Consider the following 22,631-nt stretch of genomic DNA (forward strand, 5'->3'; position numbering starts at 1 on the left):
CGCTCGCAACGGTCCGCGGGAAGCGGGCGTGCTAGCGGGCGGAAGCCGCCCAGGCCGCTTCGACGGCGCGCGTATCGGTGAGCGTCGCGATGGCGCCCAGGGTATGGGCGAAGACCTGGTCGACGTACTCGGCGGGAAAGCCCGCGACCGCATCGGTGGGCACGACCATCTGGTAGCTCGCGTTCACCGCGTCGAAGCAGAAGTTCTGGATGGCGACGTTCACCGAGACGCCGACGCCCACGATCGTGGTGATGCCCTCGTTGCGCAGCCACGAATCGAGCTCGGTGCCCTGGAACGGAGAGAGCCCGTGCAACCGCGTGGAGATCACGTCGTCGGGTTGGGCGCCGATCTCCGGGACCAGCGCCGCCGCCTCGGAGCCCGGGTGCAGGGGCCGCTCGGCCTTCGCCATGTAGCCGAACAGGCGTGCGTTGCGGTTCGCGCCGAACCCGTCGGGACGTCGCTCCGCCACGCAGTGGACGATACGTACGCCGGCCGTGCGTGCGGCGCGCATCAGCTGGGCGATGTGGCCGAGCATGTCGACGCGCGCGACGCCCGCGGCGAGGTCGGGAAGGGCGGATCCGACCCCGACGACGCCCTGCTGGCACTCCTGGGTGATCAGGGCGGTGTGCTGCGGGTCGATCAGCGTGGCCAGCTCCGGCACTAGTCGTCTCGCTCGTACCGCCAGCCCGACTTCAGCGTCCAGAGTCGGTGGCGCGCGCCCGGGGCGTCGTGGTCATCGCTCTCGTAGCCCGCGTCACCGGGGTAGAGGATGCAAGCGCCTTCCTCGATGCGCTGGATGCGCGGTCGGAAGGGCAGGGGTTTGCGATCGGGAAGGGTTTCCAGGGCCTGCGACGCCTGCTGGAACGCGTCGAGCCAGGTGACGGTCACGAAGGTGGGCGGCGCGAGGCGCCGCTCCCCGGCGTGGTGGGCGGCCAGGGCGTCAGAAGGTCGCTGCCAGCCGTGGCCGCACATCTCGTCGCCGTCGACCTGGATCTCGGTGTCCGGCTCGATCGCGGTGGCGAAGAACCAGGTGTCGAAGCGCTTCGGGGAGACCGGCGGCGTGATCCAACGCGCGATCTCGACGAGCGCGTCGGACTCGAGTAGGAGCCCCGCTTCTTCCTGGGCTTCGCGCACGGCGGCGCGTCGCGCCCGGTCGCTGTCGCTCGCACCGGGAACCCGGTCGATGCGCTCGAGCTTGCCGCCCGGGAAGACCCAGGCGCCTTCTTTTCCGTCGCGCGGGCAGCGTTGTAAGAGGAGCACTTCGAGGTGCGGCGCGTCGCGCAACACGACCACCGTGCCCGAGGGTTTCGGTTCGGGAGCGTCCATCGGCCGCGGATTCTAGAGCAGCGATGGGATACTCTGCCGCCGGGCCCCGCTCTGCGGGGCCCATCTCGTTCGCGAGTGTCCCGCCGCCACCCGGAGAAGGATCCTCCGGCGTCCCTCGTGCGGGCCCCCCACGGAGAGCCGTGATGCCGGATTTCGACTATCAGCCGCTCATCGAGCATGGACACGACGAGACCAGCTATCGACGTCTCGACGCCCTCTCCGACCTGGTGAAGACCCAGCGGGTCGGGGACCGCACGCTCCTCGAGGTCCCGGCCGAGGTCTTGCGAGGTCTGGCGGCGGCAGCGCTGGACGACATCTCCCACCTGCTGCGCCCGGCCCACCTGGCCCAGCTGCGCAAGATCCTCGACGACCCGGAAGCGAGCGACAACGACCGCTTCGTCGCGCTCGAGCTCTTGACCAACGCGAACATCGCCTCCGGTCGCGAGCTGCCGGGGTGTCAGGACACGGGCACCGCGATCGTGGTCGGCTACAAGGGCGAGCAGGTCTTTACCGGCACCGACGACGCCGAGGCGCTCTCTCACGGCATCTTCGACACCTATCAGACGCGCAACCTGCGCTACTCGCAGATGGCGCCTCTCGATCTCTACACGGAGAAGAACACGGGCACGAACCTTCCGGCCCAGGTCGAGGTCTACGCCACGCCCGGCAGCGACTACGAACTGCTCTTCATCGCGAAGGGCGGTGGCTCGGCGAACAAGACCTTCCTCTATCAGGAGACGAAGGCGCTCCTGAACCCCGACTCGCTGATGAGCTTCCTCGAGGAGAAGATCCGCTCGATCGGCACGTCGGCGTGTCCGCCCTATCACCTGGCCATCGCCATCGGCGGCACCTCAGCCGAGTACACGCTGAAGAGCGTGAAGCTCGCGAGCTGCAAGGCGCTGGACGACCTGCCGACCACCGGCAACGAAGGCGGTCGCGCCTTCCGCGACGTCGTCCTCGAAGAGCAGGTCCAGAAGCTCTGCAACGAGATCGGCATCGGCGCCCAGTTCGGCGGGAAGTATTTCGCCCACGACGTGCGCGTCGTGCGGCTCCCGCGTCACGGCGCGTCGTGCCCGGTGGGGATCGGCGTTTCGTGTTCCGCCGACCGTCAGGCGAAGGCGAAGATCACGGCCGAGGGCGTCTTCCTCGAACAGCTCGAAACGAATCCGGCGAAGTACCTGCCCGACATTACCCCCGAGGAGCTGGGCGGCGAGGTCGTGAAGATCGACCTGCGACGCCCGATGGCCGACATCCTGGCCGAGCTGTCCCAGCACCCGGTCGCCACGCGTCTCTCGCTCACCGGTCCGATGATCGTGGCACGCGACATCGCCCACGCGAAGCTCAAGGAACGGCTGGACGCGGGCGAGGACCTACCCCAGTACTTCCAGGACCACATGGTCTACTACGCGGGCCCGGCGAAGACGCCCGAGGGCCGCGCGTCGGGTTCCTTCGGTCCGACCACGGCCGGCCGCATGGATTCCTACGTCGATCTCTTCCAGAGCAAGGGCGGCAGCATGGTGATGCTGGCGAAGGGGAACCGCTCGAAGCAGGTGAGCGACGCGTGTGGTCGCCACGGCGGCTTCTATCTGGGGTCGATCGGCGGCCCGGCGGCACGTCTGGCCGACCACAGCATCCGCAAGGTCGAAGTGCAGGAGTACGAAGAGCTCGGGATGGAGGCGATCTGGCGCATCGAGGTCGAGGACTTCCCGGCGTTCATCGTCACCGACGACAAGGGCAACGACTTCTACGCCGGGCTGATGGAGAAGCGTCCGAGCCCGACCCTGCAGATCCAGAGCTGAGCGTGACGCCGGCCGCGTCCGGCGCGCACGCGGGGGGTGCCTGCTCTTGAGTGAATCGGCTTCGCGTCTCGCCGCCGCGTACGACCTGTTGTCGCCCGCGTTCCACGCGGACCCGCACCCGGTCTACGACGCCATGCGTCGGGAAGCCCCGATCTACGAGATGCCGTTCGGCGGCGCCATGGCCGTGTTCTTCACGCGCTTCGAGGACGTCGACGCGCTGATCTCGGATGAGCGCTTACAGATGTCGATGACCTCCTGGGAGGGCTTCGTGGCGGCGAGCCCGGACGATCCGCGGGCGAAGCTGATGACGATCTCCCAGGACGCCATGCCCGCGAAAGACGGTGCCGAGCACACGCGGCTGCGCCGGTTGGTGAACCAGGGCTTCACGCCCCGCGCGATGAGAGCCTTCGACGCGAACCTCGTCGCGCTCGTCGACGCGTGGATCGGTCGCGTGGCCGAGCGCGAGCGCTTCGACCTCCACGGCGACCTCGCCCAGCGCGTCCCGATCATCGCGATCTCGCGCCTGCTCGGTGTTCCCGAGGCCGACGAAGCACGCTTCGTGGCCTGGGCGGATGCCCTCGTGCAAGCGGCCGATCCGTTCGCCAGCGATGCCACGGCCCAGGCGGGCTCCGATGCCATCCACGAACTCGAAGCCTACGTGGCAGCGCTGGTAGCGGAGCGGCGCGGCGCGCCGGCGGACGACCTGTTGTCCTCGTTGGTCGCGGCCGAGGACGGCTCGGAAAGGCTCACGCTCCCCGAGATCCAGGCGCTCTGCATGGCGTTGCTCGTCGCCGGGTCCGAGACCACCTCGAACCTGATCGACCTCGGCGTGAAGGCGCTCATCGAGTTCCCGGACGTCCGGCGTCAGGTCGAGGCGGCGCCCGAGCGGATCGCCGACGTCGTGGAAGAGGCTCTGCGCTTCGATCACCCGGGCAAGTTCCTCACGCGGGTCGCGAAGGAAGACTTCACCCTGCCGGGCGGGTTCGTCTTGCCGAAGGGCGCGCTCGCGATGTGCGGGATCGGTGCGGCCCACCGGGACCCGGCGCGCTTCCCCGATCCGGCACGCTTCGACCTCGACCGCGATCACCGCGACACGATCGTGTTCGGCAAGGGACGTCACTCGTGCCTGGGCTCGCGCCTGGCGCGCCGCGAGGGGAGCCTGGTGCTGGGCAAGCTCCTTCCCTGGATCGCCGAGCTTCGCTACGACGCCGACGCCATCGAGTGGCGTCAGAGCCTGATCGTGCGCGGCATGGACCGCTTCCCGGTCGAGCGCACGGCCTAGTCCACCGGATTCAGCGGGACGGGCGCGGCGGCGGCCAGCCCGGTACGAGCCCGCGGTCCTTGCAGAAGCGCTGGGCGAAGACCGTCGTGCCGTGGAACTCGGCGGCGGCTTCTTCGTGCACGAGCCAGCGAATCACGGCCGCGGGCACCTCGGGCGGCGCGCCCTTCCAATTGTCGCCGAACTCCTCCAGCAAGCCGGTGGCGATCACCAACTCGGTGGTGATGAAGCCCGGCTCGACGTTGAAGAAGCGCAGGTCGGGGGCGTCCTTGCGATGCTCCGCCGCGAGCACGCCGACCAGCCGGCCCAGCGCCGCCTTCGACGAGGAGTACGCGAAGCCCCAGCCGCCCTCGCCGGCGGGAGCGGGCGGGTCGATCAGGCCCGACTCGGAGACCAGGTTCACGATCGCGCCGCGGCCGCGCTCGACCATGCCCGGGAGCACGCGCTGGATGAGCGCGATCGGCGAGAGGATGTTGCCCCGGTAGATGCGCAGCAGGTTCTCTTCGGTGAGATCGCGCACCCAGTCCATCGCGCCGGCGGTCTGTACGATGCCGTTGTTCACGAGGACGTCGATCGGGCCCCACTGGCGCTCGGTTTCCGCGACCGCGGCCTCGAGGCTAGCGGGCTCGAGCAGATCGAGGCGGAGCGGAAGCGCCTCCCGGCCGCGTTCGCGCACGGCCTCGGCGGTCTCCTCGAGGCTGCCGGGCAGCGGGGTCAGGTCGGGTTGCCCGGCCTTGTTGCCGTGATCATGGACCTCGCCCTTGGCGAGGGTGCGCGCGGTGACCACCACGTCGTAGCCCGCGCCGGCCAGGGCGAGGGCGGTGGACTTGCCGATTCCTCGACTCGCTCCGGTGATGAACGCGATGCGACGACCCATGGGTTGCCTCCCGGGCCAGGGGTAGCACGCGGTGGTCTAGAGCGTGGGCGTGGGCGGGTCGCGGCGCGCCGCGATGGCGGCGAGGGCCCCACCCAGCATGCCGGTCGGAATGATCATGAGCCAGCCCGTGATCTCGGCCCAGAGCGGGTAGCTCGCCTGGGTGGCGGCGGCTTCGGCGCTCGGGGGCGACGTCACCAACACGAGTGCCGAGATCGCGGTGCTCACGACGGCGACCCAACCGCCGTGGCGCACGTGGAGCTGACCCGCGAAGCGCGCGCCGAAGAAGGCGCCGAGCACTGTGCAGGCCCCGCCCATCGCGAGGCTCGCGAGAATGGCGGTGTCGGTGCTGAGGGCCTCCTGGGCGGCCTCGCGTGCCGCCGCGGTGTCGGCGAGTTCGGGGGTCAGCCAGATCGCGAGGGTCGTGAGCCCGATCATCGTCGCGAGCATGTCGACGCCGGCGCCGAGCAGGATCGCGAAGGGCCGCAGCCCGTCGAAGGTGCCCTCGGGCTCGACGCTCGGAATGTCGGGTTCGGACACGGCCTGCCTCGCACTCGAAACTCGGAGGCTAGCCCTCGCCCGGGCGCGGGCCACGTTCGCGCACCGGCTGTCCACGGAGCGGGATCGGCGGTTCGCCCCCGTCGGAAGACGAGTTCCGTCGGTGCGACTAGAATCCCGGTCATGAAGTCACGATGGTTTCGGGTGGGAATGATCGTCGGGGTGGCCGCGCTGCTCGGGGGCTGCGCGATGAACCCCGTCACGGGCCGGCCCATGTTCGTGCTGGTGAGCGAGGCCCAGGAGATCGAGCTCGGCAAGAGCTACGCGCCCCAGATCGCAGCCTCGATGGGTCTCTACGAAGACGAGGAGCTCCAGCGCTACGTCGAGTCGATCGGCATGCCGATGGCCCAGGGCTCCGAACGCCCGGATCTTCCCTGGCAGTTTCGCGTGGTCGACGACGCGGCCATCAACGCCTTCGCCGTGCCCGGCGGTTTCATCTACGTGACGCGCGGGATCCTGGCTCACATGGGCTCGGAGGCGGAGCTCGCCAGCGTGCTCGGACACGAAGTCGGTCATGTCACGGCCCGTCACTCGGTGTCGCAGATCTCGAAGCAGCAATTGGCGTCGATCGGACTGGTGGTGGGATCCATCGCGCTCGGGGAAGCCGCGGGCCTGCTCGTCCCGATCGCCAGTCAGGGCATGCAGCTCCTGTTCCTGAGTCACGGGCGCGACGACGAACGCCAGTCCGATGATCTGGGCCTCCGCTACATGACCGAGGCGGGCTACGACCCGCATCAGATGGTCGAGATGTTCCGCACCCTCGGCCGCAGCTCGCCCTCGGAAGGCGCGCGGGTGCCCGAATGGCTGTCGACCCACCCGAACCCGGAGAATCGCGAGGCGCGCATCGAAGCGGCGATCCTCGAACTCGAGCGTGTGCCCGCCGACCCGAAGGTCGGTCGCGACGTGTTCATGCGGGCGATCGACGGTGTGGTCTACGGGCCCGACCCGCGGGCCGGCTACTTCGCGGATCAGCGCTTTCACCACCCGGATCTGAGGTTCCGACTCGACTTCCCGGAAGGCTGGAACACGGCCAACCAGACCCAGGCCGTGCTCGGCATCAGCGGCGAGCAGGACGCGATGCTCCAGCTCACGCTGGCCCAGGGCGAGACGGTGAAGGAGGCATCCGATGCCTTCTTCGCCCAGCAGGGGCTGCAGTCCGGAAACATCCAGACCACGAAGGTGAATGGACTCTCTGCGGTGACGGGCGACTTCGCCGTGGCCACCGCTCAGGCGAACCTGCGCGGCGTGGCCCACTTCGTCGCCCTGGGCGACCACATCTACCAGCTGCTCGGCTACGCCGCCGCGAATGCGTTCGAGGCCCGGGAAGGCGCACTGCGCGCGTCGCTCGGGAGCTTCCGGCGCGAAACGAGCCGCGCGGTGCTCAACGCGAAGCCGTGGCGGATCGACATCGTGCGTCCGAAGCGCTCGCTCAGCATCGCCGACTTCGCGCGGACCTATCCCGGGCCGGTCGAGGCCGAGGAGCTCGCGCGCATCAACGAGCTCGACGCCGGCGAGCGCTACCCGGCCGGTCGTCCGGCGAAGCGTGTCGTGGGAAGGGCGCTGCCCCGCTAGCCCGCCGGCGGCCCCGCGCTCAGGCTCTCGGAGCCGGCGGCCTCCGGGGGAGTCGTGAGGTCTTCGAGGATCAGCGCCCGATGCGGCGCCACCAGCGGGGTGGCCGCACAGGCGATCGCGCGGTTGGCGAACAGGGCGGCGTCCTGACGGGAGCCCATCGAGAGCGCGCCGACTACAGCCAGCAGCCAGGCGTCGAGGGAGCCACCCTCGGCCAGGGGCAGCAGCCGCGCGAGCGCATCGTCTTCGCGTCCACACAGCATCAGGGCTTCGGCGAGGCCGAGCTCGGCTTCGGTGCTGCCGGGTTCGGAGGAGAGCGCGGTTTCGAATGCGGCGCGCGCTTCGGGGCCCTGGCCGCGACGCAGGTGGAGCGTGCCCAGGCGCGTCCAGGCCTGCCAGCCGCGGCCGCCGGGAATGGGCTCGCCGTGCTCGCGTTCGTTCGCTCGCGAGAGGCAGGTGCGGTAGAAGCCTTCCGCCTCTTCGAGCCAGGGCTTGGGGTCGCGCTCGCGCAGCGAATGCTGCTCGGCGAGCACGCCGGAGAGGAAACAGAAGTTGCTGTGATCACCACTCCAATCGCGGGCGCGTGACAGCACCTCGGGCACTTCCTCGAGCCGACCGCGCACGATCAGCAGGTGCGTGAAGACGGTTCCGGGCAGGACCACGTCACACGTGCGATCGCCGGCGGTGCGAGCGTCGCGCAGGGCTCCCCAGGCGATCTCGGCCCGGGAGAGCGCGTCTTCGATCCGGCCCGCCCGTTGCAGCTCGAGGGCGTAGTAGGCCTGCACGCTCGGGTGGCGCGGTTCTTCGGCGGCGCGTCGTTCGAGCAATCGCAGGTTGCGCCCGTTTTTGTCGCGCGCCGTACGCGCCGCCTCGCAGGCGCCGTAGTGGACGATCGGTGCTTCGACGTCCCGCACGACGCGCGGCTTCGCCCATTCATCGACCGACTCGTGCACGCGCCCCTCCCAACGGAAGTCCGCGTCGCGACGGATGAGGCGGGGCACACGCACGGGCTCGCCCAGGCGCTCCTCGCCGGAGAGGACCTTCGCCGGCACCGCCTCGAGCCGCTTCGCGTGGGAGAGGGGCAGCTGTCCGAGGTCGAAATCGTTCGCGGCGATCGCCTCGCGGATCACTCGCTGGGCATCGCCGCCGAGTCGTTCGTCCGCATCGAGCACCAGCAGGAACTCGGTCTCGACGAAGGGCAGCGCTGCGTTGCGCGCGGCCGAGAAGTCGTCGTTCCACGGGTGTTCGATCACCTGGGCACCGAAGGAGCGGGCGATGGCGGGCGTGTCGTCGCGGCTCCCGGTATCGACGATCACCATCGCGTCGCACAGGCCCTGCACGGACTCGAGGCAGGCGGGCAGGTTCTCGGCTTCGTCGCGAACGATCATGCAGAGCGTGAGTCGGGTGGTCATTGGTGGTCTCCCAGGAAAGAGTCGGAGTGCCGCTCGAGGGGGACCCGCAGCGGCGACATCGGGACGTCGCCCTGCAGGAGTCGGTCGAGAAAGTCGTAGCGGCCGTAGGGGGCGCGCTTCGGCCCGCCCCATTTCAGCGCGAAGCGGCGCCAGTTCGCCTGCAAGTGGCCCCGGTGCCGGTCGGCCTTCGCCGCGTCTTCGTAGTGGGCGTGGTGGACGAACACGTCGTTTGCAAGCCGCGTCCGGTATCCCGCGAGCCGGGCCCGCAGGGAAAAGTCGTCGTCCTCGAATCCCCACGGCGAGAAGCGCTCGTCGAAGCCACCGATCGCCGTGAGCACCTCTGCCCGGACGAACACGCACAGCGAAGTGAACAGGATCTGATATTCGCCCTTGCGATGGTGCTGCTCGGCGTGGCGGGCGGCGAAGGCGCGCAGGGCTTCGGGGGTCGAGGCGGCCTGGGTTTCGACCTGCTGGCCGTGGGCGGCGCGATCGGCGCAGGGCACCACGCAGCCCACCAGCGGGTCGATCGCGGCGTGGTAGCGGAGTCGCTCGAGCCAGCCCGGGTAGACGATCACGTCGTTGTCCAGGAACACGACGTCGCTCGGCGCGGCGCTCTCGAGGGCCTGGTTGCGCGCGCGCGGAGCGCCCCGGTTCTCGGTGTTCTCGATCAGGCGGATGTCGCGCTGGCTGCGCAGGAAGCGCAGGCTTCCGTCGCTCGATCCGTTGTCGACGACCGTGATCGTGATCGGGAAGTCCGGGTCTTCGGTCTTGCGGAGCGCTTCGAGGCAGTCACGTGTCTTGGCTTCGGCGTTGTAGGAGACCACCACGACGTGGGTCTCTTCGCCGCGCGGCGGGCCGGTCTCGACGACCTCTGCGGGATCCAGTCCGCCACGCTCGACATTGATGCCGCGCACCATCGAGACGTGGCGCATGTCGCCCACGACCCGGATCGCGCTCTGACGAGTCGCCTCGGGAAGCGACTGCCCTTCGCACTCGGCTTCGAGCCGGGCGAAGCTCGCCAGGCTGTTCCGGTAGGTCGGGTACAGGTTCTCGAAGATCAGCTGCAGCCGCTGCAGGGAAGGTTCGACGCGGTTGTCGTCCGAGATCCCGAAGAGCAGCGGGTCGCGGTGCTTGTGGTACATCCGCAGCAGGTTCGCGCCGTAGCGCTCCATGCGATGGAAATAGCGCTCGGGACTGAGCCGGTGATCGTGCTCGCAGATGGCCTCCGGCACGTAGAGGACGCTCCAGCCCTGCTTGTCCAGCCGGTAGCCGAGCTCGGTGTCTTCCATCACCGGTTCCGCAAACTGCTCGTCGAAGCCGCCGACGTCGAGAATGGCCTGTCGTGACAGGCTGAGATTGCACGTCCAGAAGTAGTGCCAGTCGTGGAGGCGTCCGGGCGAGAGCCGCTGGAAGTCGAAGAGCAGGTCGCTGGTCGACAGCAGCTGGGTGAACGGTCCGCGCAAAGCCCGTGGGGCGAACGGGAAGCTCCCCATCACGGCCGTCTTCGGCGCCGCGGTGCGGTGCTTCGCGAGATGGATCTCGAGCAAACGCGGGTCGGGCAGGGCGTCGTCGTTCAGGATCAGCACGAGGTCGGCACGCGCGTGGGTGAGCGCGCGGTTGCGGGCGGCCGCAGGCCCGGCGTTCTCCTGGCGGTGTACCGAGCACGCGTAGGGCAGGGGGTCGGTATCGATCCGGATGGGCTCCGGGCTCCCGTCGTCCACCACCACCACCTCGAAGCGGTCGGGCGCGACGGTCTGCTGGCGCAGCCCCTCGAGGAGATTCTCGAGGCGCGTGCTGGGCCCATAGATCGGAACGATCAGCGACATCTCGGGTGCGGCCATATCGTCTTCGATCGCCGGCGCTTTTCACGCGCTTGAGTCTCTCGTGCAGAGAATCGCCGAGGTCGGCGAGCCGGGGTCGGATTTCGCGGTGGTGTGCGCGTTTTCCACGACGCCCGCTGGTTCGAAGCGCCGATCGCCCGGACGCTTCGGCAGGTCCGAGGCGGGCTTGGCGTCGCTCTTGCCTCCGGACGATCGAGGACGCTCCCGAAACGCGAAGGAGACGCAGGACGCGACGAGGAGACCCATTCATGCACGACAGCTCGAGCTTCGAGCACGCTCTCGCCCAGGGGATCGCCACGCTCGGACAGGGCGATCTGGACCAGGCGGCGGACGCCTTTGCCTGCGCTGCTCGCGAGGGACAGCGCGGGGGCTGGCGGTGCGAGAGCGAACGCCCGGTGGCGCTGCTCTTGGATCAGCCCTGGTGCGGCTACCCGAACGTCGAGCTGGTCGCGGCGCTCGCGGAACGCGGTTGTCTCCCGGTCGTGATGAGTCCCGAGGTGGCCCTCGGCGGCGCGCTGCCGGACGTGAACGCCGAGAACTGGCGCACGCTCCGCCACCGGGGCGTCTCGCTCCGGGACGTCGCAGCCTACGACCTCTGCGTGCGGCACGAGCGGACCCTCGCCGAGCTCGAAGCGGGCGCCCTCGCGCTCCCCGCCATCGCGGCCGAGTTCGATCGCGCGGTGCGGATGCTCGACCGCGCCGACGCCTTCCTGGAAGTCTTCACGCCCGCGGTAGTGGCCATTGCCCAGGGGCACGTGCTGGCGAGCGCGGCACTGCGCGCACTGGCCCAGGCGCGCGGCGTGCGTGTGGTGGCGCTCGAGAACACGATGCACCGGGAACGGCTGCTGTGGGACGACGGCGCAGCGCTCCCTGTTGTGCACAATCCGGTGCGCGCGAGCTGGTGGTGCCGAAGCGCCGCGGACCCGGCGCAGGACACGGCCTACGCCGAAGCGTTCCTGCGCGACGTGCGGGGGCTGAAGAGCGAGGAGCACGCGGGCCCGGCCCAGACTCCTTCTGCGTCCGCGGTGACCCCGGTTCCCTCGGCGCCCCCGGCCGGACAGACGCTGCTCTACCTCGGCCAGGTCTCCACCGACTCGGCGGTGCTGTGGGGGCTCTCGCCGGGCTTCGATCGCCAGGTCGACGTGCTGCGATCCCTCACCGCGTACGCCGCCGATCGAGGCCTGCGGGTGCGCGCAAAGCTGCACCCGAAGGAGGCCGGAGGCGACAACCCCCTCGAGCTTCCCTACGACCGGCTCACCTGGCGGCAGGTGACAGCCGACCCGGAGCTCTCGCGTTGGATGGGGCAAGGAGTCCTCGAGGTGGATGCCGACAACGGCTGGGACACCTATGCCGCGATCGAAGCCGCGGATGCGTGCGTCACGATCACCTCCCAGGCGGGCCTCGAAGCGCTGCTGGCGGGGCGCGAGGTGGTCCTGTGCGGCCGCGCGTTCTACGGCGGGCTCGGATTCACCCACGAGGCCGACGGACCCGAGACCCTGGCGGGTTGCCTGGACCGGGCCCTGCGTCGCGACGGACAGCGCAACGATCCCGCGACGGTGCGCGCGTTCTTCCGGCACTACCTCGAGCAGCAGTGTGTGGCGAAGACGCCAGAGAGCGTCGCGGACGTGCTGTGCGCCGGCCTATCGCTCGTGCCGAACGAGAAGCCCGAACCGGTGGGCAAGGACTTCGCGTACGAGAGTGGCGAACGTCAGACGGCGCTGCGCTACGACGAGATCCGTTACGACCACCGGGCGCGCTACGAGTTCGCGGCCGAGGCCCTGCGTTCGATCGGCGGGAACCGGACGCTCGAAGGCGCCGACGTCTTCTGCGGCAACGGCTACGGCACCCGGTATCTCGCCGAAGGGAGCAGCGCCAAGCTGCAGGGCATCGATGGGAGTGCCGAGGCGGTGGCCGTCGCGGCGGATCGCTTCGCCCACCCGCGCGCTCGCTATGACCACGCCTGCTTCCCCTTCGCGCTGCCCGAGCGTTCGCTGGACTTCGCCGTGTCCTTCGAGTCGGTGGAGCACGTCGAAGCGGACACCGAGTTCGTGCGAATGCTCGCCGACGCCCTGCGTCCGGGCGGTCTGCTCTTCCTCTCGACGCCGAACGAGGCCGCGCTGCCCTTCCAGACGAACGCGGACTACTTCGGGCACCACTGTCGTCACTACACCCAGCGCGAGATCGAGGACCTCGCTGGCCTCCGCGGGCTCGCACCGCGTTTGACGCTGGGCCAGGACTGCTACCGACTGACGGGCAACCGCGTGAGTGGACTTCTCGACGAGCCGGCGATGGGTTTGCGCGACGACCTCGAGACACCCCAGTTCTGGGTCCAGGTATACGAACGCATCGGCCTGGCCGAGGCGTCGCGTGCGGACGGGGTCCGTTTGGCGGGTATGCCGCTGGGCGATCTGGCGGGGCTCGGGCCCGGCGCCGTGGGGCACTTCGCGAGCCGCGAATTCGCCGATCCGAGCGAGCGTGAGAGGCTGACCGCGCAGCTGGGTCAGGTACGACGGGCGCTCGCGCCCGGCGGCAGCGTCGAGCTGCGACTGGGGTCGGGGGACGCTCTCCCGCGCTTCTCCGCGGCGCGCGCGGTGCTGCTCGGCGCAGGCTTCTGCGATGTCGTCGGGGTGCCGGGCGAGCGGAACGAGCTTCGCATCGCGGCCTGGCAGCCGCGCTAGAGGCGGGCCGGCTGCCTGGCGGTGCCGGCCGTTGACGCTCTCAGGGGCGCCCCCGATACTCCACTTGGTCGCGCGACCAAGTTCGCGCCCAGCGTCGTGTCCGTGAGGCATCTCGCCCGCCGGTCACCGCGCGTGGACTGCCTGGAGGCTCCTTGGCCCGCACCGACTCGCGCGAGCGCATCTTGAATGCAGCCGAGTCCCTGTTCGCGGAAAAAGGCGTGCGGGCGGCTTCGCTGCGTGAGATCGGGGCGCGAGCCCGGGCGAACCCGGGCTCGATCTACTTCCACTGGAAGACCAAGGCCGAGCTGGTGCGCGAGGTGTTTGCGCGGCGCCTGGGCCCGCTCGACGCGGAGCGGTTGCGCCGGCTCGAGGCGGCCGAGAAGGAGCACGCCCCCGAGGCGGTTCCGCTCGAGGGCGTGCTCGAAGCGCTGGTGGCGCCGATGCTCGAATTGCTCACCCAGCAGCGGAGCGGCGCCGGCTTCCTGCGTCTGCTGGGGCGCACCTACAACGAGCCCGACCGCGATCTCGTGCGCATGCTGCGCCGGGACCACGGCGCCACCGTCGAGCGCTTTCGCGACGCGCTGGCGCGCGCGCTGCCCGAGCTCCCCGAAGAGCAGCTCTTCGTGCGGTTCCACTTCGCGCTGGGCGCGCTCGCCTACACCCTGGGCAGCGACGCCAGCTGGCAGCTGGTGGTGGGTGCGCGCAAGCGTCCCGCGTCCTGGGAGCAGGTGTTGAGCGAGCTGATGCCGTTCCTGGTCGCCGGGTTCGGTGCGCCGAGTGCCTTGCCCGACACGCGACGCGGAGCGGCCTAGCCACGCGGCCGCGCGAAGCGAAGCTACCCTGGACCTCGACCCGAAGGAGACCCCGTCATGAGCCATCCCACCCTGCGCACCGTCCTGTGCGAACTCACTGGCGTCGAGTACCCGATCGTCCAGACCGGTATGGGCTGGGTGGCGAGCGCGAAGCTCGTCTCTGCCACGGCGAACGCGGGCGGCCTCGGCATCATCGCGTCGGCCACGATGGACCTGCGCCAGCTCGAGGCGGCGATCGCCGAGACGAAGAGCCGCACCGACAAGCCCTTCGGCGTGAACCTGCGCTCGGATGCCCCGGACGTCATGGACCGCGCGGCGCTGATGGTGCGCGAAGGCGTGAAGGTGGCGTCCTTCGCCCTGGCCCCCAGTGAGAAGCTGATGCGCTCGCTGAAGGACGAGGGGCTGGTGTGCATCCCGTCGATCGGCGCGAAGCGCCACGCCGAGAAGGTGGCGGGCTGGGGAGCCGACGCGGTGATCGTGCAGGGGGGTGAGGCCGGCGGTCACACGGGCAGCGTGCCGACCACGGTGCTCTTGCCGCAGGTGGTCGATGCGGTCGACATCCCTGTGATCGCGGCGGGCGGCTTCTTCGACGGACGCGGACTGGTCGCGGCGCTGGCTTATGGCGCGGCGGGCATCGCGATGGGCACACGCTTCCTGCTGACGAGCGACTCGCCCGTACCCGACGCGATCAAGCAGGTCTACCTGCAGGGGAAGGTCACGGACACGGTGGTCACGACCCAGGTCGACGGTCACCCGCATCGCGTGCTGCGCACGCCGCTGGTGGAGCGTCTGCTCAAGACCAACGCGGTGACGAGCCTGCCCCGGGCGGCTCAGAACGCGCTCGCGTTCCAGCAGATGTCGGGTGCCTCGTGGTGGGATCTGATCCGCGAGGCGATCTCCATGAAGCGCAGCCAGGAGCTCTCCTGGAGCCAGGTGATCATGGCCGCGAACGCACCGATGCTGCTCAAGGGCACGATGGTCGAAGGCAAGGTAGACGCGGGTGTCATGGCGAGCGGGCAGGTGACTGGCCTGATCGAAGATCTCCCGAGCTGTGCCGAGCTGATCGGCCGGATCGTGGCCGAGGCCGAGGACACCCTGAACCACCTCGGGGCGAAGGCGCCCCAGGACGCCTAGTGCCGTTCGGCCTGCCGGGTGGCCGGTGGGGCCACGCATCGGGACATCGCTGAGGACGCGTTGAGCTTCGCCGAGTTTCGCGGGCGCGCCTTCTGGGTGGTGCTGGGCTGCTTTGTCTGTCAGATGGGCCTGGGCTTCGGCTACGGCATGACGGCTCTGGCCCCGGCCCTGGTGGAAGACCTCGGCTGGTCGCGTGCCACCTTCTCGTCGGCACAGGCGCCCCAGGTGTTCTTCATCGCCGGGGCGAGCCCGCTGGTCTGGTGGGTGCTCCTGCGGCTCGGCGCGCGCGGCCTGTTCGCCTTGTCGGCGGTGCTGCTCGGGTCGGCCTACGTGATCGTCGCGGGCATGGATGCGTGGTGGGAGTTCGCCTTCGCCTGGGCGCTGGTGGGGCTCGCCGTCACGGGCCTCGGCGACATCACGGTGGGCGCGGTGATGGCCCAGTGGTTTCGCGAGCGCCGGGGCCTGGCTCTGGGCATGGCGTACACCGGTTCGAACGTCGGCGGCTATCTCGCCACCACCCTGATGGTGGCGCTCGCCGCCGGTGGCAGCTGGCGCGACGGTGTGGGCGCGATGGCGGGCGTGGCGTTCTGCGTGCTCCTGCCCGTGGCGCTCTTCGCGGTGCGCGAGCGCGGCAGCGTGGCCCGGGTGGAAGACGTGGACGCCGTGGGCGAGGAGACCGATCTCTCCCTCGGCGAAGCCGTCCGCACGCGCAGCTTCTGGATCCTCGCCTTCGGACTCGGCGTGTATTGGTGCGATCTCTATATCCTGCTGCACCACTTCGGCCTGGCCGCCGTCGATGCCGGGTTCGCGGCGGAACAGGCCGCGTTCTACTGGAAGAACGCGGTGCTGATGGGCTTGCTCAGCAAGGTGGCGTTCGGTTTCGTCGCCGATCGCCTGCCGGCGAAGGCGGCCATCCTGCTCGACTACGCGCTGCTCTCGGTCGCGATCGGTTCGCTCCTGTGGATCTCGGCCTGGGGAGCCTGGGGCGGCTGGGCCTTCGTCGTGGTCTTCGGGTTCGCGTACACCGCGCGCGATGTCGCGACGCCCCTGGCGATCGCCTACGCCTTCGGGGGTCGGCATCTCGCCCAGATCTACGGCGTGATGATGCTGACGATTCTGTTGGCGGGTCCCGGGCCCGTGGTCGCCGGAGCCATCCGCGATGCCACCGGGAGCTATGCGCCCGGGTTCGGCCTGTTGGCGGCGCTGAACGTCGTATCCTTCCTCGCGCTCTGGGCGTTGCGCGACGAGCGTCGTCGTTCGGCCCGGTCGTGACGGAGACCTGCGATGGCCGATGAACTTCGCTTCGAGACCCCCGAGCCGGGGATTGCGGTGCTCACCCTGCACCGGCCCGAACGCCTGAATGCGCTGAACGCCCCGCTGATGGAGCAGCTCGACGCCGCGCTCGGGCGCGTGCGGGACGATGCCGACCTGCGGGTGTGTCTGCTGCGCGGCGCGCCGCGCACGAACGGCACGCCGTGCTTCAGCGCGGGGGTCGACCTGAAGGCCTTCGCCGAGGGGCAGGGCGTGGGCTTCCAGCCGGGGATCCGGATCACCGACACCCTGGCCGCGCTGCCGAAGCCGACGATCGCGGTGATCGACGGGGTTTGCACCACCGGCGGCGCGGAGCTGGCGGTCGCTTGCCACCTCCGGCTCGTGGCCCCGACCGCACGCATCTCCGACTGGCACCTGAGGAAGCTCGGCACCGGCCTCGGTGCCTGGGGAGCGTCCACGCGCTGGGCGCGGCTGGTGGGCGCGGCGCGCACGCGGGAGCTGTTTCTCACCGGCCGCGAGATCGATGGCGAAGAAGCGCTGCGGATCGGCTTCGCGAGCCGGCTCGTACCTTCCGCGTCGCTCTTCGAGACGGCGCTCTCGCTCGCACGCGAGATCGCGACGCTCGACCCACGCGGGGTGGCCATGACCCTGGCCCACCTGGCGCGCGTCGACGACCAGAGCGAGGCCCAGGCGCTGGCCTTCGCGGCCCAGGCGCCGGACTGGTTCGGGATCCAGCCGGACCTGGGGCAGGACCCGGGCGCGGAGTGAGCGGCCCGCCACGCCCGGCGCCCATGAAGCGATTTCTCATTTGCCATTTGTGGAACGGGGCGTATCGTATTTGGGAGCCCGCGGTTCGCCGGGCGGTGCGGAGGCTTGCATGGATTTCGACTTCAGCGACGAAGAGAAGGCGTTCCAGAAGGAGGTCGAGGCCTTCCTCGCCGCCGAAGCGTCGCCCGACGTGATGGACGCGCATCCGGAGCAACTCTCCCAGACCGTGGATACGCCGCCGAAGCGGGCCTTCATGCGCAAGCTGGCCGAGCGGGGCTGGCTCGGGATGTCCTGGCCGAAGGAGTACGGCGGTCAGGAGCGGAGTGGCATCTACGACTTCCTGCTCACCGAGGCGCTCTCGCGCTGGGGTGCACCCCAGCCGGGGAAGGGCGTCGGGATCGTCGGCAAGACGATCATTCGCCACGGCAACGAGAAGCTGAAGAAGACCTTCCTGCCGAAGATCATGCGTGGCGAGGTCGAGTTCGCGATCGGTTACAGCGAGCCCCAGGCCGGATCCGACGCGGCGAACATGCAGCTGAAGGCCCAGAAGGTCGACGGCGGCTGGAAGCTCGACGGCAAGAAGATCTGGACCACCTCGGCGCACTTCGCCGACTGGTACTGGGTGGGCGCCCGCACGGATACGAGCCACAAGCACAAGGGCATCACCCTCTTTCTGATCGAGATGAACCACCCGGGTCTGACCCTTAGCCCGACCTGGACGATCGGCGACGAGCGGACCAACGAGGTGTTCTTCGACGACGTGTTCGTCAGCGACGACTTCGTCGTGGGCGAGGTCAATCACGGCTGGACCTATATCTGTGAAGCCCTCGACCTCGAGCGCTTCGCGATGATGCCGGTCGGCTGTCTCGAGAAGAAGGTCGAGGCGCTCTGCGAGCACGTGGCCACCACGAAACGCGACGATCGCCCCCTGCGCGAGGATCCCGGCGCGCGGCGGGCCGTGGCCCAGACCGTGACCCAGCTGGAAGTGGCGCGCATGCTCCAACGACGGGTGATCAGCGAGGCGCTGAAGGACCGCGTCCCCACCGTGGAGTCGTCCCAGTACAAGCTCTACATGAACGAGACCGGCCAGCGCATGACGAACGCGACCCTCGACCTGCTCGGCTCCGAGGGCCTCCTGAAGAAGGCGAACGCGTCGGCGCCGATGGGCGGGCGCTTCGAGCGCTCCTATCGCTACACGGTCGTCGACACGATCGGGGGCGGGACCTCCGAAGTGCAGAAGAACATCATCGCGCGGCGCGGGCTGGGACTTCCGGCGAACTTTTGAACTTCGTTCGGCTGCGCCTCACGGCGCGCGGCCTTCGGCCGCTTGCGGTTGGGTCCCACTGAGGTTCACGCGCGCCGCCTTCGGCCGCGTGCGGTCGCTGTCTCGCTGAAGTTCACGGGCGCGGCCCCGATGAGGTTCGCGCGCGCGACTCGGGGTCCCGAACGCGCGAGGTGAGACGCGCTACTGCTGGGCGATGGCGCCGATCGGGCCCGGGTCGAGGTACTCCTCGATGCGCGCGATACGGCCGTCTCGGACGCTGACGAGCGCGATCGCCTCGGTCGAAACCGTCTTCCCGTCATTCAGCTCGAGCACGAGGCTGTGCTGCTGGAGATAGCCGCCCTCGACGGCTTCGAGCCGGCGGATCTGGTAGCGCCGCGCGCGACAGCGCTTCGCCATCCAGCCGAGCAGGGCCAGGTTCTCGTCGACGCTCTGGGTCTTGCCGTCGTAGTTGTGCCAGATCCCGGCGTCGGGCTGGAAGCAGGCGCGGGCGGCCTCGATGTCGCCGGCTTCCACGGCGTCCATGAAGCGGCGGGCGAGGGCGAGGGCGTCGGACATGGGGTCAGGGTATGGGCATCGCGCCGCCGACGCCCGGCGCCGGGCCGCCGCTGCTGGGAGGCGGCTCGGTCACCATGACAGGCGGAGCGAGGACGGCGGCGCAGGCGTCGAGGTCGGGACCCGTCGGGACCTCGCCGACCGTGCGGAAGGGCAGGTCGCCTTCGAGGGTCAGTCCGTCGATGGTGCGGATGTCCGTCTCGAGCTCGAAGAAGACCGGCGTGACCAGCGAGAGCGGCGGCGCTTCGCCGCCGAGCCAGCGCAGCAGGTCGTAGAGCGTGAAGTCCCCGGCTGCGTCGATCGTGATCGGCACCGGGAAGGGCTCGCCGCCGAGGATCATCTCGGCCACCGGGTGGATCGTCGCCACGCGGGTCGGCACCTCGGCCCGCAGCGCGATCTCGCGGCGCTCGAGAGAGATCTCGAAGCGGCCGGAGCCCGCAACCTCCGTGTCCAGGGATTGGCAGAAACCGGATTCGAGCGGGAAGGGCGGGGCGATCCGGATCGGGGCGCCGGCGATGGCGACCTCCTGCACCTCGAAATCCCCTTCGAGGGGAAGCCCGAAGAGCAGGTGCCAGATGGAGATTTCGAGGGTCGCCCGCGCGGTCAGGCTGCCCGAGAGCGCGGTCGTCTGGAAGTTCGCCGGCGGGATCAGGATGTCGTAGGCGGCCGCGTCTTCCTCGAGCGCCAGGATCCACTCCTGTTCGAGCTGGCACGCGGTGGCGCCCAGCGCGACGCTGGCGAGGGCGAGCAGGCGCACGAGTCGGGAAGCGGTGCGGTGGCGGGGCGGCATGGGCGTCGGCGAAGGGATCCCGGTCGGGTTTCGAGCGTCGGACGAGGCTACCAGTGGAAGCCATAGTGCGGGAAGCGAATTCCCGGCCTCCGGTGCGACCGCGGGCGGACTTTGCAGCGCAAGGTCGCCGGCTTGGCGGGCGCACTTGCCGGTGGCGCGTCGATTGGCGATTTCCAATACGCTCCGTATCGTATATATTCTGAGCGAGCGCCGGCGGGAGGTCTGCCCCCGCACCAGCGTGTCCCCGATCTCGCGATTTCCCGTCGCCTCAGGCAAGCGCCCAGAGCGCAGAGGAGTGTCTCGTGGACTTCGATTTCGATTCCCAGGAACAGGCCTTCGCCGAAGAAGTGGAGAAGTGGCTCGTCGAGAATCACGACCCGGTCGTGATGGACCCGACCCGCGAGAACTTCACCCAGCTCGCCGACACGCCGGAGCGTCGCGACTTCATGAAGAAGCTGGCGGCGAAGGGTTGGCTCGGCATGTCCTGGCCGAAGGAGTACGGCGGACAGGAGATCGAGGGCATCTACGAGTTCATTCTGAACGAGGCGCTCTCGAAGCACGCTGCGCCCCAGATCGGCAAGGGTGTCGGCATCATCGGCAAGACCTTGATCCGCCACGGCAGCGAGAAGCTCAAGCGGGAGTTCCTGCCGAAGATCCTGAAGGCCGAGATCGAGTTCGCGGTGGGCTACAGCGAGCCCGAGGCCGGTTCGGACGCCGCGAACATGCAGCTCAAGGCCGAGAAGGTCGACGGCGGCTGGAACCTGAACGGCCAGAAGATGTGGACCACCTCGGCGCACTTCGCCGACTGGTACTGGGTCGGCGCCCGCACCGACCCGGACAAGCGGAAGCACGATGGCCTCTCGCTCTTCCTGATCCCGATGGACCACCCGGGTCTCGAGGTGCAGAGCTTGCCGACGATCGGCAAGGACACCACGAACCAGGTGTTCTTCGAGGACGTGTTCGTGCCCGACGACTACCTGGTCGGCGAGCGCGGTCGCGGCTTCCAGTACATCTCCGAAGCCCTCGACCTCGAGCGCTTCACGATGTTCACCCTGTCGCCGATCACCGAGCGCACCCGCGTGCTGATCGACCACGTCAAGCAGGCGAAGCGCGACGGTCAGCCCCTGAAGGACGACCCGACCGTCCGCCGGCTGATCGCCCACATCGCGACCGACACCGCCGTCGCGAAGGCGCTCTCTACCCGCTTCGTCTCCGCGGCCCAGTCCGGAGGCAAACCGCCGACGATCCCGTCGTCCCAGTACAAGCTGTTTACGACGTCCCTGTCCCAGCGCGTCTGCAAGGACGCGCTCGACATCTGCGGCGCCTCGGGAACGCTGCGGGTCGATCAGGACGTCGCGCCGGTTTCGGGCCGCTTCGAGGGCGCCTATCGGGCCACGGTCAACGAGACCGTGGGCGGAGGTTCCTCGGAGATCCAGAAGAACATCATCGCCCGGCGTCACCTGGGCCTCCCGAAGAACTTCTAGGGGCACCCTGTGGCCGCGACCCCCGCACCGCTCGACGGCGTCACGGTGCTCGACCTTTCGACGGTCGGGCCCGGGACCCGTTGTACGCGCATCCTCGCCGACTACGGCGCGGAGGTCGTGAAGGTCGGGGTGCCGCCGAAGAAGTCGGGCCTGCAGACCCAGCCGGCCTTCTGGTCGTACTCCGCGAACCGCGGCATGCGCCAGGTGCGTATCGATCTGAAGGACGCCGATGGGAAGGCGGCCTTCGAGGCGCTGGTCCGCAAGGCCGACGTCGTGCTCGAGAGCTATCGCCCGGGTGTGATGGCGCGCCTCGGCATCGATTACGAGCAGCTGCGCGCCCTCAACCCGCGCATCATCGTGTGCTCGACCAGCGGCTATGGCCAGGCGGGGCCCGCTTCCCAGTACGCCGGGCACGACATCAACTACCTGGCCGTGGGCGGCTTTCTCCACACGAGCGGGCGCCGGGGCGACGGCGGTCCGCCGCTGCCCGGCGCCACGGTCGCCGACAGCGCGGCGGGCGGGATGCACGCGGCGATCGCGATCCTGGCCGCGCTGATGCGTCGGGAGAAGACGGGCGAAGGCGAGTACCTGGACGTCAGCGTCGCCGATGGGGTGCTGCTCCTGACCTCGCTCTACGTCGATCAGTATCTCGCGACCGGTGCCAAGCCCGGGCCCGGCCACGACATCCTCACCGGCCGCTACGCCTGCTACAGCACCTATGAGTGCGCGGACGGGAAGTGGGTGTCGGTGGGCGCGATCGAGGGGCCGTTCTACGCGAACCTCTGCAAGCTCCTGGGCTGCGAGCAGTGGCTCGAGCACCAGCACGACGATGCGGTGCAGGAGAAGATCCGCGACGACTTTGCGGCGGCGTTCCGCACCCGCGATCGAGACGCCTGGGTCGCCGAACTCGCGCCGGCGAACACCTGCGTGGCTCCCGTGTATGCGATCGACGAGCTCGCCCAGGACCCCCAGTTCCACGCGCGGGGCATGTTCGTCGATGCCGAGCACCCGACCGAGGGACGCTTCCGCCAGGTGGCGCCGCCGCTCGCCGGAATGCCGCGTGCCGAGGTGACTCCGGTCCCCGACGGCGCGAAGACCGATACCGACCGTTTGCTCGCCGAGGCCGGAGTGGCCGCAGAGGCGATCGAGCGGATGCGGGGCGCAGGCGTCATCGCCTGAGCTCAGAAGGAGGAGCCTC

19 protein-coding genes are annotated in these 22,631 nt (G+C 69.6%); 11 read left to right on the plus strand and 8 right to left on the minus strand.

The annotated features are described in order from the left end of the window. Positions 1-31: 31 nt before the first annotated feature. Positions 32-661 carry a cysteine hydrolase gene (locus AAF430_20955; GenBank protein MEM7412714.1) on the minus strand — a complete coding sequence of 210 codons (630 nt, stop codon included), beginning with the start codon at positions 659-661 and terminating at the stop codon, positions 32-34. Next, positions 661-1,326: an NUDIX hydrolase gene (locus AAF430_20960; GenBank protein MEM7412715.1), complete on the minus strand. Its 666-nt coding sequence runs from the start codon at positions 1,324-1,326 to the stop codon at positions 661-663. Before AAF430_20960 ends, AAF430_20955 begins: the two co-directional genes overlap by 1 nt. A gap of 143 nt (positions 1,327-1,469) precedes the next feature. Between AAF430_20960 and AAF430_20965 the strand changes: the two genes are divergently transcribed. Next, positions 1,470-3,125, plus strand: coding sequence for a fumarate hydratase (locus tag AAF430_20965; protein ID MEM7412716.1), 1,656 nt, complete (start codon positions 1,470-1,472; stop codon positions 3,123-3,125). Between the two features lie 46 nt (positions 3,126-3,171). Further along, a complete protein-coding gene (locus AAF430_20970) occupies positions 3,172-4,407 on the plus strand; it encodes a cytochrome P450 (protein ID MEM7412717.1) in 1,236 nt (411 codons plus the stop codon). A 10-nt stretch (positions 4,408-4,417) separates the two neighbouring features. Here the strand turns inward: AAF430_20970 and AAF430_20975 are convergent, their stop codons facing one another. Beyond that, the gene (locus tag AAF430_20975) at positions 4,418-5,281 is read right to left on the minus strand and encodes an SDR family oxidoreductase (GenBank protein MEM7412718.1); all 864 of its coding nucleotides are present in this window, start codon (positions 5,279-5,281) and stop codon (positions 4,418-4,420) included. A 36-nt stretch (positions 5,282-5,317) separates the two neighbouring features. Further along, positions 5,318-5,818, minus strand: a complete 501-nt coding sequence (locus AAF430_20980; GenBank protein ID MEM7412719.1) for a hypothetical protein — start codon at positions 5,816-5,818, stop codon at positions 5,318-5,320. A 141-nt stretch (positions 5,819-5,959) separates the two neighbouring features. Between AAF430_20980 and AAF430_20985 the strand changes: the two genes are divergently transcribed. Then, the gene (locus tag AAF430_20985) at positions 5,960-7,408 is read left to right on the plus strand and encodes a M48 family metalloprotease (GenBank protein ID MEM7412720.1); all 1,449 of its coding nucleotides are present in this window, start codon (positions 5,960-5,962) and stop codon (positions 7,406-7,408) included. Here AAF430_20985 and AAF430_20990 read toward each other — a convergent pair. Next, positions 7,405-8,817, minus strand: a complete 1,413-nt coding sequence (locus tag AAF430_20990) for a glycosyltransferase (GenBank protein MEM7412721.1) — start codon at positions 8,815-8,817, stop codon at positions 7,405-7,407. The genes AAF430_20985 and AAF430_20990 overlap by 4 nt on opposite strands. Beyond that, on the minus strand, positions 8,814-10,658 hold the full coding sequence (locus AAF430_20995) for a glycosyltransferase family 2 protein (GenBank protein MEM7412722.1): 1,845 nt from the start codon (positions 10,656-10,658) through the stop codon (positions 8,814-8,816). Before AAF430_20995 ends, AAF430_20990 begins: the two co-directional genes overlap by 4 nt. Before the next feature lie 248 nt (positions 10,659-10,906). Here AAF430_20995 and AAF430_21000 point away from each other — a divergent pair, with 248 nt between their 5' ends. The 6 genes from AAF430_21000 (at position 10,907) to AAF430_21025 (ending at position 18,607) form a co-directional block, all read left to right on the plus strand. Continuing rightward, positions 10,907-13,336, plus strand: coding sequence for a methyltransferase domain-containing protein (locus AAF430_21000; GenBank protein ID MEM7412723.1), 2,430 nt, complete (start codon positions 10,907-10,909; stop codon positions 13,334-13,336). 152 nt (positions 13,337-13,488) lie between these two features. Next, the gene (locus AAF430_21005) at positions 13,489-14,148 is read left to right on the plus strand and encodes a TetR/AcrR family transcriptional regulator (GenBank protein MEM7412724.1); all 660 of its coding nucleotides are present in this window, start codon (positions 13,489-13,491) and stop codon (positions 14,146-14,148) included. A 57-nt stretch (positions 14,149-14,205) separates the two neighbouring features. Then, entirely contained in the window at positions 14,206-15,282 is a 1,077-nt protein-coding gene (locus tag AAF430_21010; GenBank protein ID MEM7412725.1) for a nitronate monooxygenase, read from the plus strand. A 60-nt stretch (positions 15,283-15,342) separates the two neighbouring features. Further along, entirely contained in the window at positions 15,343-16,554 is a 1,212-nt protein-coding gene (locus AAF430_21015; protein ID MEM7412726.1) for an MFS transporter, read from the plus strand. Between the two features lie 12 nt (positions 16,555-16,566). Then, complete coding sequence (locus AAF430_21020) at positions 16,567-17,322, plus strand: enoyl-CoA hydratase/isomerase family protein (protein MEM7412727.1); 756 nt, start codon at positions 16,567-16,569, stop codon at positions 17,320-17,322. Between the two features lie 109 nt (positions 17,323-17,431). Beyond that, a complete protein-coding gene (locus AAF430_21025) occupies positions 17,432-18,607 on the plus strand; it encodes an acyl-CoA dehydrogenase family protein (protein ID MEM7412728.1) in 1,176 nt (391 codons plus the stop codon). A gap of 180 nt (positions 18,608-18,787) precedes the next feature. On the opposite strand, the gene AAF430_21030 is transcribed toward AAF430_21025, so the two are convergent. Both AAF430_21030 and AAF430_21035 read right to left on the minus strand, forming a co-directional pair. Beyond that, positions 18,788-19,162 (minus strand): nuclear transport factor 2 family protein, encoded by a 375-nt coding sequence (locus AAF430_21030; protein ID MEM7412729.1) that lies wholly within the window; start codon positions 19,160-19,162, stop codon positions 18,788-18,790. Positions 19,163-19,166: 4 nt separating this feature from the next. Beyond that, positions 19,167-19,949, minus strand: a complete 783-nt coding sequence (locus AAF430_21035) for a hypothetical protein (protein MEM7412730.1) — start codon at positions 19,947-19,949, stop codon at positions 19,167-19,169. 302 nt (positions 19,950-20,251) lie between these two features. Here AAF430_21035 and AAF430_21040 point away from each other — a divergent pair, with 302 nt between their 5' ends. Both AAF430_21040 and AAF430_21045 read left to right on the plus strand, forming a co-directional pair. Further along, entirely contained in the window at positions 20,252-21,433 is a 1,182-nt protein-coding gene (locus tag AAF430_21040; protein ID MEM7412731.1) for an acyl-CoA dehydrogenase family protein, read from the plus strand. 9 nt (positions 21,434-21,442) lie between these two features. Beyond that, positions 21,443-22,612 carry a CaiB/BaiF CoA-transferase family protein gene (locus tag AAF430_21045; protein MEM7412732.1) on the plus strand — a complete coding sequence of 390 codons (1,170 nt, stop codon included), beginning with the start codon at positions 21,443-21,445 and terminating at the stop codon, positions 22,610-22,612. Positions 22,613-22,631 lie beyond the last annotated feature (19 nt).

This window comes from Myxococcota bacterium, from assembly GCA_039030075.1.
GTDB lineage: Bacteria > Myxococcota_A > UBA9160 > UBA9160 > SMWR01 > JAHEJV01.

Excerpts from the sequence above, each read along its gene's own strand:
- AAF430_21030 (MEM7412729.1), bottom strand. The coding sequence starts at position 19,162 with ATGTCCGACGCCCTCGCCCTCGCCCGCCGCTTCATGGACGCCGTGGAA.
- AAF430_20965 (MEM7412716.1), top strand. The coding sequence starts at position 1,470 with ATGCCGGATTTCGACTATCAGCCGCTCATCGAGCATGGACACGACGAG.
- AAF430_20985 (MEM7412720.1), top strand. The coding sequence starts at position 5,960 with ATGAAGTCACGATGGTTTCGGGTGGGAATGATCGTCGGGGTGGCCGCG.
- AAF430_21025 (MEM7412728.1), top strand. The coding sequence starts at position 17,432 with ATGGATTTCGACTTCAGCGACGAAGAGAAGGCGTTCCAGAAGGAGGTC.
- AAF430_20990 (MEM7412721.1), bottom strand. The coding sequence starts at position 8,817 with ATGACCACCCGACTCACGCTCTGCATGATCGTTCGCGACGAAGCCGAG.
- AAF430_20975 (MEM7412718.1), bottom strand. The coding sequence starts at position 5,281 with ATGGGTCGTCGCATCGCGTTCATCACCGGAGCGAGTCGAGGAATCGGC.
- AAF430_21000 (MEM7412723.1), top strand. The coding sequence starts at position 10,907 with ATGCACGACAGCTCGAGCTTCGAGCACGCTCTCGCCCAGGGGATCGCC.
- AAF430_21020 (MEM7412727.1), top strand. The coding sequence starts at position 16,567 with ATGGCCGATGAACTTCGCTTCGAGACCCCCGAGCCGGGGATTGCGGTG.
- AAF430_20995 (MEM7412722.1), bottom strand. The coding sequence starts at position 10,658 with ATGGCCGCACCCGAGATGTCGCTGATCGTTCCGATCTATGGGCCCAGC.
- AAF430_21035 (MEM7412730.1), bottom strand. The coding sequence starts at position 19,949 with ATGCCGCCCCGCCACCGCACCGCTTCCCGACTCGTGCGCCTGCTCGCC.
- AAF430_20960 (MEM7412715.1), bottom strand. The coding sequence starts at position 1,326 with ATGGACGCTCCCGAACCGAAACCCTCGGGCACGGTGGTCGTGTTGCGC.
- AAF430_21010 (MEM7412725.1), top strand. The coding sequence starts at position 14,206 with ATGAGCCATCCCACCCTGCGCACCGTCCTGTGCGAACTCACTGGCGTC.